This window comes from Pseudarthrobacter sp. 1C304, from assembly GCF_052245515.1.
Lineage (GTDB): Bacteria > Actinomycetota > Actinomycetes > Actinomycetales > Micrococcaceae > Arthrobacter.
Genome location: NZ_JBQQCH010000002.1, coordinates 243,996 through 258,426, shown reverse-complemented (window position 1 = coordinate 258,426; position 14,431 = coordinate 243,996). Strand labels below are relative to the sequence as shown.

At 66.0% G+C, this 14,431-nt stretch carries 14 protein-coding genes; 9 read left to right on the top strand and 5 right to left on the bottom strand.

The genetic code is table 11. From position 1 onward, the window contains the following. Nucleotides 1-131 precede the first annotated feature (131 nt). Together ACTWQD_RS05215 and ACTWQD_RS05210 are read left to right on the top strand one after the other, a co-directional pair. Nucleotides 132-1,352, top strand: coding sequence for a pyridoxal phosphate-dependent aminotransferase (locus ACTWQD_RS05215; protein ID WP_443195114.1), 1,221 nt, complete (start codon nt 132-134; stop codon nt 1,350-1,352). A 78-nt stretch (nt 1,353-1,430) separates the two neighbouring features. Beyond that, nucleotides 1,431-2,285 (top strand): PPK2 family polyphosphate kinase, encoded by an 855-nt coding sequence (locus ACTWQD_RS05210; RefSeq protein ID WP_443195113.1) that lies wholly within the window; start codon nt 1,431-1,433, stop codon nt 2,283-2,285. A 10-nt stretch (nt 2,286-2,295) separates the two neighbouring features. Here ACTWQD_RS05210 and ACTWQD_RS05205 read toward each other — a convergent pair whose 3' ends face one another. Then, on the bottom strand, nt 2,296-2,526 hold the full coding sequence (locus ACTWQD_RS05205) for an exodeoxyribonuclease VII small subunit (protein ID WP_443195112.1): 231 nt from the start codon (nt 2,524-2,526) through the stop codon (nt 2,296-2,298). A gap of 76 nt (nt 2,527-2,602) precedes the next feature. After that, nucleotides 2,603-3,889: an exodeoxyribonuclease VII large subunit gene (gene xseA / locus ACTWQD_RS05200; RefSeq protein ID WP_443195111.1), complete on the bottom strand. Its 1,287-nt coding sequence runs from the start codon at nt 3,887-3,889 to the stop codon at nt 2,603-2,605. Nucleotides 3,890-4,121: 232 nt separating this feature from the next. On the opposite strand from xseA, the gene ACTWQD_RS05195 reads away from it, so the two are divergent. Next, nucleotides 4,122-4,970 (top strand): hypothetical protein, encoded by an 849-nt coding sequence (locus tag ACTWQD_RS05195; RefSeq protein ID WP_443195110.1) that lies wholly within the window; start codon nt 4,122-4,124, stop codon nt 4,968-4,970. 76 nt (nt 4,971-5,046) lie between these two features. Beyond that, nucleotides 5,047-6,135 (top strand): 4-hydroxy-3-methylbut-2-enyl diphosphate reductase, encoded by a 1,089-nt coding sequence (locus tag ACTWQD_RS05190; RefSeq protein WP_066437169.1) that lies wholly within the window; start codon nt 5,047-5,049, stop codon nt 6,133-6,135. A gap of 54 nt (nt 6,136-6,189) precedes the next feature. On the opposite strand, the gene ACTWQD_RS05185 is transcribed toward ACTWQD_RS05190, so the two are convergent. Then, entirely contained in the window at nt 6,190-7,455 is a 1,266-nt protein-coding gene (locus ACTWQD_RS05185; protein ID WP_443195109.1) for a DNA recombination protein RmuC, read from the bottom strand. A 118-nt stretch (nt 7,456-7,573) separates the two neighbouring features. Here ACTWQD_RS05185 and ychF point away from each other — a divergent pair, with 118 nt between their 5' ends. Both ychF and ACTWQD_RS05175 read left to right on the top strand, forming a co-directional pair. After that, on the top strand, nt 7,574-8,659 hold the full coding sequence (gene ychF, locus ACTWQD_RS05180; RefSeq protein ID WP_443195108.1) for a redox-regulated ATPase YchF: 1,086 nt from the start codon (nt 7,574-7,576) through the stop codon (nt 8,657-8,659). Between the two features lie 218 nt (nt 8,660-8,877). Beyond that, a complete protein-coding gene (locus ACTWQD_RS05175) occupies nt 8,878-9,402 on the top strand; it encodes a hypothetical protein (RefSeq protein WP_443195107.1) in 525 nt (174 codons plus the stop codon). Between the two features lie 26 nt (nt 9,403-9,428). On the opposite strand, the gene ACTWQD_RS05170 is transcribed toward ACTWQD_RS05175, so the two are convergent. Then, nucleotides 9,429-10,154, bottom strand: coding sequence for an alpha/beta fold hydrolase (locus ACTWQD_RS05170; RefSeq protein WP_443195106.1), 726 nt, complete (start codon nt 10,152-10,154; stop codon nt 9,429-9,431). A 73-nt stretch (nt 10,155-10,227) separates the two neighbouring features. On the opposite strand from ACTWQD_RS05170, the gene ACTWQD_RS05165 reads away from it, so the two are divergent. Both ACTWQD_RS05165 and ACTWQD_RS05160 read left to right on the top strand, forming a co-directional pair. Next, on the top strand, nt 10,228-10,941 hold the full coding sequence (locus ACTWQD_RS05165) for a helix-turn-helix transcriptional regulator (protein WP_443195105.1): 714 nt from the start codon (nt 10,228-10,230) through the stop codon (nt 10,939-10,941). A 19-nt stretch (nt 10,942-10,960) separates the two neighbouring features. Next, nucleotides 10,961-11,614 (top strand): SDR family NAD(P)-dependent oxidoreductase, encoded by a 654-nt coding sequence (locus ACTWQD_RS05160; protein WP_443195104.1) that lies wholly within the window; start codon nt 10,961-10,963, stop codon nt 11,612-11,614. Nucleotides 11,615-11,666: 52 nt separating this feature from the next. On the opposite strand, the gene ACTWQD_RS05155 is transcribed toward ACTWQD_RS05160, so the two are convergent. Further along, the gene (locus ACTWQD_RS05155) at nt 11,667-12,221 is read right to left on the bottom strand and encodes a DUF3090 domain-containing protein (RefSeq protein ID WP_443195103.1); all 555 of its coding nucleotides are present in this window, start codon (nt 12,219-12,221) and stop codon (nt 11,667-11,669) included. A gap of 369 nt (nt 12,222-12,590) precedes the next feature. Between ACTWQD_RS05155 and ACTWQD_RS05150 the strand changes: the two genes are divergently transcribed. Continuing rightward, nucleotides 12,591-14,372: an ABC transporter family substrate-binding protein gene (locus ACTWQD_RS05150; protein ID WP_443195102.1), complete on the top strand. Its 1,782-nt coding sequence runs from the start codon at nt 12,591-12,593 to the stop codon at nt 14,370-14,372. Nucleotides 14,373-14,431 lie beyond the last annotated feature (59 nt).

The following is a 14,431-nucleotide window of genomic DNA, read 5'->3' as shown; positions in this document are numbered from 1 at the left end:
CGGACACCCCGTTCCCGGGGCCCGGCAGCCGCCGTCGTCCGTTTCTGTTCATATTCCTGCCCGCGTCCGCGGGGTGGCCCTGTGAGGCAAGTCTCAGCGGAAGTACATCCGCCATATGGCATATTTGATAAATGGCAGATTTCAAGCAGTCCACCAAGCTTCACAATGTCCTCTACGACATCCGTGGACCGATTCTTCAGGCCGCCCAGCAGATGGAGGCTGAGGGCCACCGCATCCTCAAACTGAACATCGGAAACCCTGCCCCGTTCGGGTTTGAAGCGCCGGACGCCATCCTGGTGGACATGATCCGCCACTTGCCGCACGCCCAGGGCTACAGCGACTCCCGCGGCATCTTCTCCGCCCGCACGGCCGTTTCGCAGTACTACCAGACCCGCGGCATCCAGAACATCCACGTCGACGACATCTACCTGGGCAACGGCGTCAGCGAACTCATTACGATGTCGCTGATGGCGCTGCTCGACGACGGCGACGAGGTGCTGATCCCCACCCCGGACTACCCGCTGTGGACCGCGTCGGTGGCCCTGGCCGGCGGCCGGCCCGTGCACTACCTCTGCGACGAGGAAGCCGGCTGGCAGCCGGACCTGGAGGACCTCGAGGCGAAGATCACCCCCCGCACCAAGGGCATTGTGGTGATCAACCCGAACAACCCCACCGGTGCCGTGTATCCGGAGGACACCCTCAAGAAGATCGTGGCCCTCGCCGAAAAGCACGGCCTGGTCCTCTTCGCCGACGAAATTTACGAAAAGATCCTCTACGAGGACGCCGTGCACGTGAACATGGCCAGCCTCACCGGCGACGACGTCCTGTGCCTGACCTTCAGCGGGCTCTCCAAGGCCTATCGAGTGTGCGGCTACCGGGCCGGCTGGATGGCCATTTCGGGTCCGAAGAAGGCCGCCGCGGACTACCTTGAGGGCATCAGCCTGCTCGCGAACATGCGCCTGTGCGCCAACGTCCCGGCCCAGCACGCCATCCAGACCGCACTGGGCGGATACCAGAGCATCAACGATCTGATCCTGCCCGGCGGGCGCCTGCTGGAGCAGCGGAACAAGGCCTACGACATGCTCAACGCCATTCCCGGGGTCAGCACCCAGCAGGCACGGGGAGCCATGTACCTCTTCCCAAAGCTTGACCCCGAGGTCTACCACATCCGCGACGACGAGAAGTTCGTCCTGGACCTGCTGCGTGAGCAGAAGATCCTGGTCTCCCATGGCCGGGCGTTCAACTGGGTGCGCCCGGACCACTTCCGGATGGTCACCCTGCCGCTGGTGAAAGACCTGGAAGAAGCGATCGGCCGCATGGGGGACTTCCTGAGCCGGTACAAGGGGAACTAGCCTAGGGCTCAGCAGCGCGGCACGGGCGGTGGTTGGCCGGTCCGGCCAGAGGCTGCCCGAAACGGAATGAGGCAACGGATGTCAGACGTCGTGTACTTCAACGAGAGCCCTTCAGTTACCCTCAAAGTGGGCGAGGGCTTCAACCTGAAAGACACGGATCCGGACGCCACGCCCGGCTACAGCGGGGACAAAAGCGACGGCGAAGCGCTGCTCGACCACCTCGACGACGACCTCGCCGACCTGCAGGAGCGGCTTTTCGCCGAGTCCCGGTTTGGGGGGACCAAACGGGTCCTGCTGATCCTGCAGGCCATGGACACGGCCGGCAAAGGCGGGATCGTCACGCACGTGATGGGGGCCATGAACCCGCAGGGCGTCCAGATGAAGTCGTTCAAGGCGCCCACCCCGGAGGAGAAGTCCTACGACTTCCTCTGGCGGATCGAGAAGGAAGTCCCGGCCGCCGGCATGATGGGCGTCTTCGACCGGTCGCACTACGAGGACGTCCTGATCCACCGGGTCCACCGCTGGGCGGACCCGAAGGAACTCGAGCGCCGGTACGTCGCGATCAACGAATTCGAAGCCAGGCAGGCGGCCGCCGGCACCAAAATCGTCAAGGTCATGCTCCACATCAGCCGCGATGAGCAGAAGGAACGCCTGCTCGCCCGGCTGGATGATCCGTCCAAACTGTGGAAGTACAGCAGCAACGACCTCAAAGAACGCGCGTTCTGGGGCGACTACATGGACGCCTACCAGAAGGCACTGGAGAAGACCGCCACCGAGTCAGCGCCGTGGTACGTCGTCCCGGCGAACAAGAAATGGTACGCCCGGATCGCCGTCCAGCAGCTGCTTCTGGAGGCGCTGGAGGGCTTGAAGCTGCAGTGGCCGGTGCCGGAGCTGGACGTCCCCACGGAACGGGAGCTCGTGGAGCGTTCCTGACCGGCGGGGCCTAGCTGTCCTGGGCGGGCTCGTCCCGCGCTGCGGCCAGCCGCTTGCGGGCCCCCTCGAGCCACGATTCGCAGCGTTTGGCCAGAGCCTCGCCCCGCTCCCAGAGCGCCAGTGACTCTTCGAGGCTGGCGCCGCCGGCCTCAAGCCGGCTGACGACGCCGACGAGCTGCTCGCGGGCCTCCTCGTAGCTCAGGGCCTCAATGTCGGTGTTCGGCGCTGTTTCTGCTGCCATGCTGTGCTGCTCCTTGCTGTGTCGCGGGGTACTGCCGCGGGGGCGGTTCGGTTCGGGCGGGCTGGGGGGTGGCCGGTCACTCTTCGGCGGTTTCCTGGCCGCCGGTCGACTCCGCGGTGAACCGGCCTGCTGCGACGCGGACGGCCAGCGGCGTGCCCGGCGGAGCCTGGTCAGGATGCCGCACCACGTCCCCGCGGATCCCGGCGGCGGGCCCGGTTCCGGCGAGCTGCACCACGGCGTAGCCCCGGTCCAGGGTCTTCTGCGGCGACAGGGCGCGGACCTGGGCCTTGAGGTGCACCAGCTGGTCCGTGGCCCGGACGACGGCGGTGGTCATTGCCGCCTGCGAGCGGCCCTTGAGCCGCTCGACGTCGTCGTGCCGGTGGCTGACCATCACCTCGGGGGACGCGAGCACGGGGCGGGAGCGCAGCGAGGCGAGACGGTCAGCTTCGCGTTCCACCAGGCGGGTGACGCCGCGCCGCAGTTGGTCCCTGGCCTGGCGGACGCGCGCAAGCTCTTCCGCAACGTCCGGGACGATCCGTTTGGCGGCGTCCGTCGGAGTGGACGCGCGCAGGTCCGCGACGTCGTCGAGGATGGGCCGGTCCGCCTCATGGCCGATCGCGCTCACCACCGGGGTGGCAGCGGCTGACACGGCCCGGATGAGCTCCTCGTTGCTGAAGGGGAGCAGGTCTTCCAGGGAGCCGCCGCCGCGGGCGATGACAATCACGTCCACGGCGGGGTCCGCGTCCAGCGCCCGCAAGGCGGCGATCACCTGTGCCACGGCGGTGTTGCCCTGGACGGCCACCTCACGGATGTCGAATTCGACGGCGGGCCAGCGCAGGGCTGCGTTGCGCAGCACGTCCTTCTTGGCATCGGAATCCCGGCCCGTGATCAGGCCGATCCGGTGGGGGAGCAGCGGCAGCCGCTTCTTGCGGGAGTCGGAGAACAGTCCTTCCGCGGCCAGCGCGTGGCGCAGCCGCTCAATCCGGGCGAGCAGGTCTCCCAGCCCCACCGGACGGATGTCCTTGACGGACATGTTCAGCCGGCCCGTCTTCAGCCAGAACTCGGCTTTGATCAGCGCCACCACCCGTGAACCCCGCTCCAGCGGGATTTCCTGCCGGTCCAGGACCTTGGTCCAGGCGGAGGCGGGGAGGGAGATCTCCGCGTCGATGTCCCGGAGCGTGAGGTAGGCGTTGGTGCCGCGCCGGTTCATTTCGATGACCTGCCCCTCGATCCAGGCGGACGGGGCCCGGTCGATGTGCATCTTGAGTTTTTGCGACAGCAGCTGCAGCGGCCAGGGGTTGTCCGGGCTGGTCTCAGCCGCCGTGGCCGGCAGAGTGGTGGCTGCCGCGACGTCCTCAGACATGCCGGAAACCCGGGACGGAGATGGCCTTGTGCATACGGGTGAATGTCCTTTGCCGGGGCGGGCTGCCCGCCGGTGCTGCCCTGGCGCATACGCGTCAGCCAGCGGGACCGGCAGGCAGCTTGATGCTGTCTGTTTCAACTCTATCCATAGCTTTACCACCGGGGCCCGACTTTATCGTTCCATGAGGCGCCCCCGTAGGATGGCAGTCACCATCAACCTGCTAGGAATTTTTGTGCGCACTTTTGTCTCAGCCGTAGCGGTACTTATCGGGCTGGTCCTCGCGGCTGTTGCCGTCCCTGCCATGTGGGTGGACCGGAACATCGTCCAGGAGGACGGCTTTGTGGCGTTCACCGCACCGCTGGGCAAAGACCCGGCCTTCCAGGAGCGGCTGGCCGCCGCCGCCGTCGGCAGCCTCGGCGCGGACCGGATTCCCGAGGCGCTCAGCGGCCTGGTGGCGCCCATTCTGGAAAGCGCCGCACAGTCCCTGACCACCATGCCCGGCTACCCTGACGCCTGGACCGAAACCCTGCGCAAGAGCCACCGGCTGAATTTCGCCGACCCCGCCGACCCTGCGGGCGCCGCCGAAGCCGACGGTTCCACCTCGCTGACCCTGGACCTTGCGCCGTTGGTAGGCCTGGTGGCGAAGCAGGTCGCGGATGCCACCACCCTGCCGGTCGAGGCCCCGGAGGAACTTCTGATCACCATCGGGCAGCCCCAGCACCGGCAGGCCCTCGACCGGGTGGCGGCTTTCGCTCCCATGGGCTACGCCGTGGCCGTCGGGGCCCTGATCGCGTTTGCGCTGGCTTTTGTGGCCGCCCGGCGGCGCTGGGCGGTCCTGGCCGGCATCGGGATCGGGACCCTGGTGCTGGCCGGTGTCTGGACCCTGGCCGCCAACGCCGTCGGGGGCGCTGTGACGGCCACGAGCAGCGGCAACGAGGTCGCAGAGATCTTCAAGAGCGAATTTGTGGCAGCCGCCGGCGCAAGTTTCGGCCAGTGGACCCTGGCCGCCGCCATCGGCGGCGGTGTTCTGCTGGCGGCTGGACTCGTCCTGCGTGCCGTCGGCGGAAGCCGCCGAGCCTGACGGCAGCGGCCCGGGCAGCAGGGCCTCCGGGACCGGGCCACCACGGCGCCCCGCACAACACCGGTAGCATGGGGGAATGACCTCCACTGCTGTTTCCATCCCGATGCCAACCGTTCCGCGCCGGCGGCGTTCACCGGAAGAAGTGCTGGCGGCAGCCCCCGTCTCCGGGCCCAAAAAGGTCCTCCTCGCCGCTCCGCGCGGCTACTGCGCCGGCGTCGACCGCGCGGTCATCGCGGTGGAGAAGGCCCTGGAGCACTACGGCCCGCCGGTCTACGTCCGCAAGCAGATCGTCCATAACGTGCATGTGGTCAGCTCCCTGGAAGAAAAGGGCGCCATCTTCGTCGACGAGACCGACGAGGTCCCCGAGGGCGCCCTGGTGATCTTCTCCGCGCACGGGGTTTCGCCCGCCGTGGTCCAGTCCGCCGAGGACCGTGGCCTGCGGACCATCGACGCCACCTGCCCGCTGGTGACCAAGGTGCACAAGGAAGCGGTGCGCTTCGCGAAGGACGATTTCGACATCCTGCTGATCGGCCATGACGGCCACGAGGAAGTGGAAGGAACCGCCGGCGAGGCCCCCGAACACATCCAGATCATCAACGGCCCGCACGAAGTCGACAAGGTGACCGTCAGGGACCCCGAAAAGGTCATCTGGCTGTCCCAGACCACCCTCAGCGTGGACGAAACCATGGAGACCGTCCGCCTCCTCAAGGAACGGTTCCCCACTCTTCAGGACCCGCCCAGCGACGATATCTGCTACGCCACCACCAACCGCCAGGTGGCCATCAAGAAGATCTCGCCGCAGGCCGACCTTGTGATTGTGGTCGGATCGGCCAATTCGTCGAACTCGGTCCGTCTGGTGGAGGTGGCGCTGGAATACGGTGCGAAGGCCTCCTATCGCGTGGACTTCGCCAACGAAGTGGACGAGTCCTGGTTCGAGGGTGTGGCCACGGTCGGGGTGACCTCTGGCGCCTCGGTCCCGGAAGTCCTGGTCAAGGACGTCCTGCGCCTGCTCGCCGACTACGGGTACGGCACGGTGGAGGAAGTGGTCACGGCCGAGGAGGACCTGCTGTTCTCGCTGCCGAAGGAACTCCGGGCCACGCTGAAGCAGGCCGGCGATGTCTCCCGGGCCCTCGGCGGTCGCCAGCCGCGCCCGGCCCGAAACTAGCCGAGGCAGGGGCGGTTTCCTCCGCGCACGGAAACCCGCGCGCGGAGGAGCCCGTCAGGCGGCGGACTCCCGGCCCTCCCCGGCACGCCCGTCCAGCCCGTCCGAGTCATTCCCGGACTGCAGCTCCGGGGCGGCCAGGGAACGCGGCATCGCCTCGACGGCGGCGGGGGTGGCCAGCCCGGTTGCGTCCAAGGCATTGAGCTTGCGGGCCGTAGGCAGGATCCGGGCCTCGAGCGTGCCCACCATGGAGTTGTAGCGGTCAACAGACGTCTTGAGTGACGAGCCAAGCTTGGTGACGTTTTCGCCGAGAGTGCCCATCCGCTCGTACAGCTGGCGGGCCAGTTCGAAGAGTTCCCGCGCGCTGTCCGTCAGCACGTCCTGGCGCCAGGTGAAGGCGACGGACTTGAGGACGGCCAGCAGGGTTGACGGGGAGGCCAGCACCACGTTCCTGGACAGGGCGTGGTCCAGCAGCGCAGGATCCGCGGACAGTGCCGCCGCCAGGATCGATTCGGCCGGCAGGAAGCAAACCACAAGCTCCGGGGAGTTGCCCGGAATGTCCCAGTACTTCTTGCTGCTCAGCGCGTCCACGTGCGCTTTCAGGGCCTTGGCATGCGCGGCAAGGTGGGCCTGCTGTCCGCCCAGCGGCAAAGCCTGCTGCTGCCCGCCTGCGGACGCCCCAAGCTCCTGCGCCGCCAGATACGAGGACAGCGGCACCTTCGCGTCGACCACGAGCTGCTTGCCGCCCGGGAGCTGGACCACGAGGTCGGGCCGGAGGGTGGTTTCCGCGGCGTTGCTGTGCGGGCCGCTGTGGACTTGTTCATGGAAATCGACGTGGCGCAGCATCCCGGCGGCCTCGACCACGCGGCGCAACTGGACCTCGCCCCATTGTCCGCGGGCACTGTTGGAGCGCAGCGCGGACTCCAGGGCGTGGGTGGAGCGCAGCAGCTGTTCGTCGGACAGCCGGGCCTCCTGCAGCTGTTGGGCGAGCTGCCCGTACTGTTCCAGCCGGTCGCGCTCCAGCAGGGACACCTGCTGCTGCACGGCCGTGAGCTTCTCCGCGACGGGCGCCAGGGCCCGCAGCACACTGCCGTCCTGGTTCCGGGACTCGCCCAGCTCCCGGTTCTGGGCGGCCAGCAGCCGCCTCTCGGCGTCGGCCGCAGCGTACTGCGCGCTGACCTCGGACAGCCGGGATGACACGGCGTCGAAGTCCTGCTCCACAGCGAGGGTGCGGCGGCGGAGCATCACGTACACGGCAGCGGCACCGGCGACAGCGCCGATGAGCAGCATGAGAAGGGAAAGAATGAATCCGAAAGCGTCCATGGATTCACTCTGGCACGCCCCTCCGACAGTTTCGGGCCGACGCACTGCCGGCGCCCTTCCATGCCAGTTCCGCCGGGCGTTCCAGGGGCCCGGGCGGCAGCGGGTAGAATTAATGCTCGTGGCTCTAACTATTGGCATCGTCGGACTGCCCAACGTCGGCAAATCAACCCTTTTCAACGCACTGACCCGCAACCAGGTGCTCGCAGCGAACTATCCGTTCGCCACGATCGAACCCAACGTTGGCGTGGTCAACCTGCCGGACCCGCGGCTCGCCAAGCTGGCCGCCGTCTTCGGCTCCCAGCGCCTGCTGCCCGCCCCGGTGTCCTTCGTGGACATCGCCGGGATCGTCAAGGGCGCCTCGGAGGGTGAAGGGCTGGGCAACAAGTTCCTCGCCAATATCCGTGAGGCGGAAGCCATCGCCCAGGTGGTGCGGGTGTTTGATGACCCCGACGTGATCCACGTCGACGGCAAGGTGGATCCCCGCTCCGACATGGAGACGATCAACACCGAGCTGATCCTGGCCGATCTCCAGACGATCGAAAATGCCATCCCCCGGATCGAAAAAGAAGTCAAAATCAAGAAGCGGGAAGCCGCTGAACTGGCTGCCATCAAGGCGGCCCAGGTTGTCCTGGAACGCGGCGACACCATCTTCTCCTCGATCAAGAGCGACAAGCTGGAGATGGAGCACCTCAAGGAGCTCGGCCTCCTGACCGCCAAGCCCTTCATCTACGTCTTCAACGCGGACGAGGGCATCCTCGGCAACCCCGAGAAGCAGGAAGAGCTGCGGGCCATGGTGGCCCCCGCGGACGCCGTCTTCCTCGACGCCAAGCTCGAATCCGACCTCGTGGAACTCGACGAGGAAGAAGCCCGCGAGATGCTGGAAATGAACGGCCAGTCCGAGTCGGGTCTGGACCAGCTGGCACGCGTGGGCTTCCACACCCTGGGGCTCCAGACCTACCTGACGGCAGGACCCAAGGAAACCCGGGCCTGGACCATCCACCAGGGCGACACCGCACCGCAGGCCGCAGGCGTGATCCACTCCGATTTCCAGCGCGGCTTCATCAAGGCCGAAGTTGTTTCCTTCGACGACCTCATCGAAGCCGGCTCCATGGCAGAAGCCAAGTCCCGCGGAAAGGTCCGGATCGAAGGCAAGGAATATGTGATGGCCGACGGCGACGTGGTGGAGTTCCGCTTCAACGTCTAGGTCCTGATTCCTCGAGACCCTGCGATGGCCGCTAAGAACAAGTGTTCTTAGCGGCCATCGCTTTTTGCCACCGGACGGCTGGCTGCGAACGGGTGGAGTGCCGCCGCTTAACGGCCTGACAACCGCGTTGTCCGACGACGGCCGGTCCGTCGCTTCGATTTATCCACATAGGGCAAGATTCTGTCCGTCGCATCGTGCTGGCCCCTCAGAATCGTCCTATGGGAATCAGATACTACGCATATGCCTTCGATAGCGACCAGACGGTGCAGGCACTTGCTGATCCACTCACCGTGATCGGCGCCGACCCTTTGGCAGACGCCTGGGGCCTCGAACCTGGCTCCACGGAGGGCGTCACAGACTTCCGGCAGTCCCTGCCGGAGCGCGACCTCCTCTACCTCGACAAGGCGTGGCCATACTTGCAGCGCCTCACGGCTCCGCGCTCTTCGGATGGTGTAGCCAGAGCTGCCTACCGAATGTTCGAAGGGGAGGTGACATTCGCTGAAGACGGTTGCACTTGGCATCCGTGGGTGCGCGCCCTTGCGCCGCACGACGTCACACTGATCGCCCGGGACCTTGAGACGATCAACGACGACGACATCAAAGCCGGCCTGAGCGGGTCCTTCGCGACTGGTCAGGCGCCGGAGTCAGAGGTGGCCTATGCCGCCGCGTTCCTGGACAGGGCCAGAGGCTTCGTCCGCGCGGCGGCCCGGGACGGGCGCGGATTCGCTTACATGATTTGTTGACAGCGGTTTCGCAGATCCGTGCTCTCTCAGTTGTTTGAGGATTCCGCTGCAAGGATGTGAGCGAGGTCGGCCGGGCGGCTCCACATAGGCCAGTGGCCCGTCGGAAGGTCAACCCAGCGAACGCTCTGGAGATTGGCGACCTCGGCGAACATGGGGTGACCGGCCTTGACCAATTCCAGTACCTGCGAACTCGGCATGGAGCAGCACACGAACGTGGTGGGTGCGTTGAAACGTGCTTCATTTGTCAGTTGCACGGTCTGACGGAGGACAGTTCCGGGCTCGGACACCGCGCGTTCGCGGAACCGCTCCAGTGCATCGGCGCTCAGGCCCTCCGTGCTGGCCTGTTCCCCGAGTATCTCGAAGGGTGGCAGGGGGAGTTCCTCCCGGTCCTCCGGGAAGTCGGGGGCAAAGGCGACGCCGGGCGTCGCAGGGCCGCTGTCGACCCAGATCACGCGGCTGAACAGCTCGGGGTGCCGGTCGAGGACAAGGCTCACCGGAGCGTTGGCTCCGCTGTGCGCCACGATGACCACCGGGCCGGAGCTGCCAGCGGCGGCCTGTTCGATTGCCGCTGCCTGCTCGTCCAGCGTCCTGGCCACCCGGCCGGTGTCCGTTTCGTCGTGGCCGGGCAGGGTCAGCGGGACGGCCCGGTGGCCCAGGGATGTGAGGTGCTCCAGGACTTCGTCCCAGGCCCATGCCCCCAGCCAGTGGCCGGGGACAAGAAGGATTGTCGGATTGCTTGTCTCTGTTGTCATGCCACCATCCTCGCCCGCCTCCCGGACAACTGTGTGGCACTATTTATGGCACGGATCAGTGACGGGTGGAGAAATGAAGCGAGTGGAGCGGCTCCACGCATTGTCGGAGATGCTCCGACGCAGCGCGTCCCGTGGATGCACGGCGGACCGGCTGGCCGACGAGTTCGGCGTGTCTGTACGGACCATAAAGCGGGACATCGACGCGCTGGAAAACAGTGGGGCTCCGATCTGGTCCCGTCCGGGACCCCGCGGCGGCTATGGTCTGGCTACCCAGGCCGACCTCCCGCCTGTGCGTTTGACCCCCGCTCAAGCAGTGGCCCTTCTCGCAGCGGTTTCGGCTGCCCCCGATGCGCCTTACGCCGACCTTGCCTCGGTGGCCATCAGCAAAATCGTGGCCGTACTTGATCCGCCGACCCGGGTAAAGGTCGATGAACTGGCACGCCGCATCTGGGTCAACACGGATCAGCCTGGAACGCGGGCCGTCAGGTCGGCCCTTGAAGAAGCGATGTCCGAGCAGCGAGTGGTCCGCATCCGGTACGCCGCACAGAATGGCAGTACGACCACCAGGGACGTCGAACCCGTAATCTTCGCCTCAACGAACGGCCACTGGCATCTGATCGGCTGGTGCCGGCTTCGCGACGAAATGCGTTGGTTCCGGGTGGGCCGCATCGAACACGCCACCGCGACCAAGACGCCCTGCGGCACCCATAGCGTGGAGGAGATCGGCATCCCGCCGGCAACCTCCAAATCAGTACACCTTGACCCTGAGCGGGCGGGTCAGCCGTGACGTGACTTAGGATCTACCCATGACGATGCTTCAGGGCGCGGTTGTTCTGGTGGTCGGCGCCAGCGGCGGACTCGGTTCACGCATCGCCGCCCAGCTGGAGAGTAAGGGCGCCGTCGTCGCACGGTCCTCAAAGTCTGCCGGACACGACCTCCGCACCCCCTCTGTGGTCCGGGAGGTGCTGGCTGACACCAATGCGCGGTATGGACGTCTCGACGGGCTGGTGGTTGCCTCCGGCGTCGTCGCCTTCGGCCCCGTATCGGACCTGGAACCCGCCACGGTGGACGAACTCTTCGCCGTGAACACGACCAGTGCGATCCAGCTCATTGCCCAAAGCCAGCCCTACCTCGCGGCCTCAGCACGCGAGGGCCGGGAGCCCTTCGTGGTCACACTGAGCGGCGTCGTCGCTGAAGCGCCCGTCGCCGGGCTGGCCGCATACTCGGGGTCGAAGGCCGGGCTCGCGGCCTTCGTTGCCGCAGCGGCGCGCGAGTACCGGCGCGCGGGCATCCGAATCATGGATGCCCGGCCGGGCCACACTGGCACTGCCCTGTCCGAGCATCCGATCGCCGGCGCAGCGCCGCGCTTCGGTGCGGCGCTGGATCCAGATGTGGTTGCGGCGCGGATTGTCACCGCGATCGTCGACGGCGAGAAGGACCTGCCCAGCGCTGCCTTCTAGGCCCGACGGAGCTTCAGTCCACGTGACCGGTCGCAGGGCCAACTGCGGGGCGTCAGCCCCCGGGAATGGTGCAGGTGTGCCCGTCGGCGTCCATGGGGTAGCCGCAAAGGGGGCACGCCGGACGCCCGGCGCCCACGATCTCGCGGGTGCGCTGGGCGAAGGCGCGGGCAGTGCCGACCGGCATTCGCACCAGCAGCATTTCGGACGCGTCAGCGCCGCCCTCATCGAGCGGTTCGTCGTCGTCGTCAGGATCGACATCGGCGATGGGGTAGGCCTCGATGAGGACCTGCGCCGTGGTCGGGTCCCAGCCCAGGCTCATGGCGCCGGCGCGGAACTGCTCCTGAACGGTTTCCAGTTCGTCATTGTCGACGAGTTCGAGGGGGATGCCCGTGGGAATGCTGAAGGGATTGCCCTCGACGGTGCCGAGCTGGTCAAGAATTTCGTCGATCTTCTCCGCGAGCAGAGCCGCCTGCTGTTTTTCCAGGGCGATACTCACGATCTGCGTCCCGGCGCTCACCTGGAGGTAGAAGGTGCGCGCCCCCGGAACGCCGATGGTGCCGACGACGACCCGATCCGGCCAGGCAAACTCGTGAACGCGTGTAGGCATGTAAGTATTCTAGGCAGTTCGTGCCGGCAGCGCTTCCACGCCTGACGGTTTGATGCATTCATCAAGTAATGGCGGATTAACTCGAGAAGCCTCCATTGCAGAATCGGGGGTTTCTCCGCGGCCGGTGACACTAGCGCGGCGCGGCCCGAAGGTCAATAGACCGGACTGAATTCGGGCCTCGAATCCCGCTCCAATGTTGCAGCTCTGTAACGAACTTTACAGCTGGTCAACTTTCATCGCCCGGCACTCATTTTGGGGTTTACGCTACATGCCATGTGAGACGGGCCACACTGCCGCTGGGGGAGTGTGGACGTCTGCCCGGTGCCTACGGCCTCGGTCTCAACCACACCACAGAAACAAGGAGGCGGAATGCGCTTCGGTCGTATTTCGAAAGCAGTGGGTGTGGCAGCAGCAGCTGCCCTCGCCCTCAGCGCCTGCGCCGGCAACAGTGGCGGGACAACCCCCACCACCGCAGCGGCAGCAAGCAAAGCAGGCGGTTCTGCAACAGTCGTGGAGGTGAACGCATTCAACACGTTCAACCCCAACACGGCGGACGGCAACACCGACATCAACTCGAAGGTCAGCTACGCCACCCACTCGGGGTTCTTCTACATCGATAATAAACTGAACGTTGTCCGCAACGAGAAGTTCGGCAAGATGGAAAAGGTCTCGGACAACCCGTTGACGGTGAAGTACACCATCAACGAAGGCGTTAAGTGGTCCGACGGCACCCCCGTTACCGCAGCCGACCTCGTGCTGCAGTGGGCCGCCTTCTCCGGCTACTACGACGACGCCGATCCTGAGGCCAAGACCGGAACGTCCTACTTCTCCTACGCCGGCGACCCCACGGGCATTGCCCTGACGGACTTCCCGGAGCTCGGTGAAGACGGCCGCTCCATGACCCTGAAGTACTCGAAGCCGTTTGCCGACTGGGAGATCGCCATCGGTGGCCCCGGCATCGACATCCCGGCGCACGTCCTGGCCAAGAAGGCCGGGCTGGCGGACGCCAAGGCGTTCGTTGACCTGGTCAAGGGCATGCCCCGCGGCGACGCGAAGGCGCCGCAGCCGGCCAACGCGCAGCTGCAGGCCATGGCGGAGATGTGGAACACCGGCTTCGACTCCAAGACCCTGCCGGCCGACCCGAGCCTCTACCTCTCCAACGGCCCGTACATCGTCAAGGACGTCAACCAGGACCAGTCCCTGACCATGGTCAAGAACAAGGACTACAACTGGGGTCCGGAAGCCAACCTGGACGAAATCACCGTCCGCTACATCGGGTCGGCTCCCGCCCAGGTACAGGCGCTCAAGAACGGCGAAGCCGACATCATCGCACCGCAGGCCTCGGCCGACACGGTGGAGCAGCTGAAGGCGCTTGAGAGCCAGGGCGTCACGGTTGAGGTCGGCAACCAGCTGTCCTACGACCACATCGACCTCAACTACAGCGGCGTTTTCGCTGAGAAGAGCGTCCGCGAAGCGTTCATGAAGAGCGTCCCGCGCAAGGACATCGTCGACAAGATCGTCAAGAAGCTCGACCCGGAGGCCAAGCCGCTGGATTCGCAGCTGTTCGTTCCCGACCAGGCCCTGTACGCCGAGTCCGTCAAGGACAACGGTTCCTCGGCCTACCAGGACGTTGACATCGAAGGTGCCAAGTCGCTCCTCAACGGTGCCACCCCTGAGGTCCGCATCATGTACAACAAGGACAACCCCAACCGTGCCGACATGTTTGCCCTGATCAGCGAGTCCGCCTCCAAGGCAGGCTTCAAGATCGTCGACGGCGGCCTCGGCAAGTCCGACTGGGGCAAGGCCCTGGGTGACGGCTCCTACGACGCCACCATCTTCGGCTGGATCAACTCGGGAGTCGGCGTCTCCGGCGTTCCGCAGATCTTCAAGTCGGGCAACGACTCCAACTTCAACCAGTTCAGCGACCCGGAAGCCGACAAGCTGATGGACGAACTCATTGTCACCACCGACAAGGGCAAGCAGGATGAGCTGATCAAGCAGATCGACCAGAAGATCTGGGCTTCCGCTTACGGCCTGCCGCTGTTCCAGGCAGTTGGAGTGGACGCGTACAGCGACCGCATCACCGGCGTGAAGTACATGCCGAACCAGACGGGTGTCTGGTGGAACTTCTGGGAGTGGGCACAGAAGTAGCCGACCACAGCAAGTGACAATTGCTAGCTAAAGGCGTCGGGACCGGGCACGTTGGTCCC

Bases quoted from the DNA above. Each gene is read 5' to 3' on its own strand.
- ACTWQD_RS05165 (WP_443195105.1), top strand. From the start codon at position 10,228: ATGAAGCGAGTGGAGCGGCTCCACGCATTGTCGGAGATGCTCCGACGC.
- ACTWQD_RS05150 (WP_443195102.1), top strand. From the start codon at position 12,591: ATGCGCTTCGGTCGTATTTCGAAAGCAGTGGGTGTGGCAGCAGCAGCT.
- ACTWQD_RS05215 (WP_443195114.1), top strand. From the start codon at position 132: ATGGCAGATTTCAAGCAGTCCACCAAGCTTCACAATGTCCTCTACGAC.
- ACTWQD_RS05170 (WP_443195106.1), bottom strand. From the start codon at position 10,154: ATGACAACAGAGACAAGCAATCCGACAATCCTTCTTGTCCCCGGCCAC.
- ACTWQD_RS05205 (WP_443195112.1), bottom strand. From the start codon at position 2,526: ATGGCAGCAGAAACAGCGCCGAACACCGACATTGAGGCCCTGAGCTAC.
- ACTWQD_RS05210 (WP_443195113.1), top strand. From the start codon at position 1,431: ATGTCAGACGTCGTGTACTTCAACGAGAGCCCTTCAGTTACCCTCAAA.
- ACTWQD_RS05175 (WP_443195107.1), top strand. From the start codon at position 8,878: ATGGGAATCAGATACTACGCATATGCCTTCGATAGCGACCAGACGGTG.
- ACTWQD_RS05185 (WP_443195109.1), bottom strand. From the start codon at position 7,455: ATGGACGCTTTCGGATTCATTCTTTCCCTTCTCATGCTGCTCATCGGC.
- ACTWQD_RS05190 (WP_066437169.1), top strand. From the start codon at position 5,047: ATGACCTCCACTGCTGTTTCCATCCCGATGCCAACCGTTCCGCGCCGG.
- xseA (WP_443195111.1), bottom strand. From the start codon at position 3,889: ATGTCTGAGGACGTCGCGGCAGCCACCACTCTGCCGGCCACGGCGGCT.
- ACTWQD_RS05155 (WP_443195103.1), bottom strand. From the start codon at position 12,221: ATGCCTACACGCGTTCACGAGTTTGCCTGGCCGGATCGGGTCGTCGTC.
- ACTWQD_RS05160 (WP_443195104.1), top strand. From the start codon at position 10,961: ATGACGATGCTTCAGGGCGCGGTTGTTCTGGTGGTCGGCGCCAGCGGC.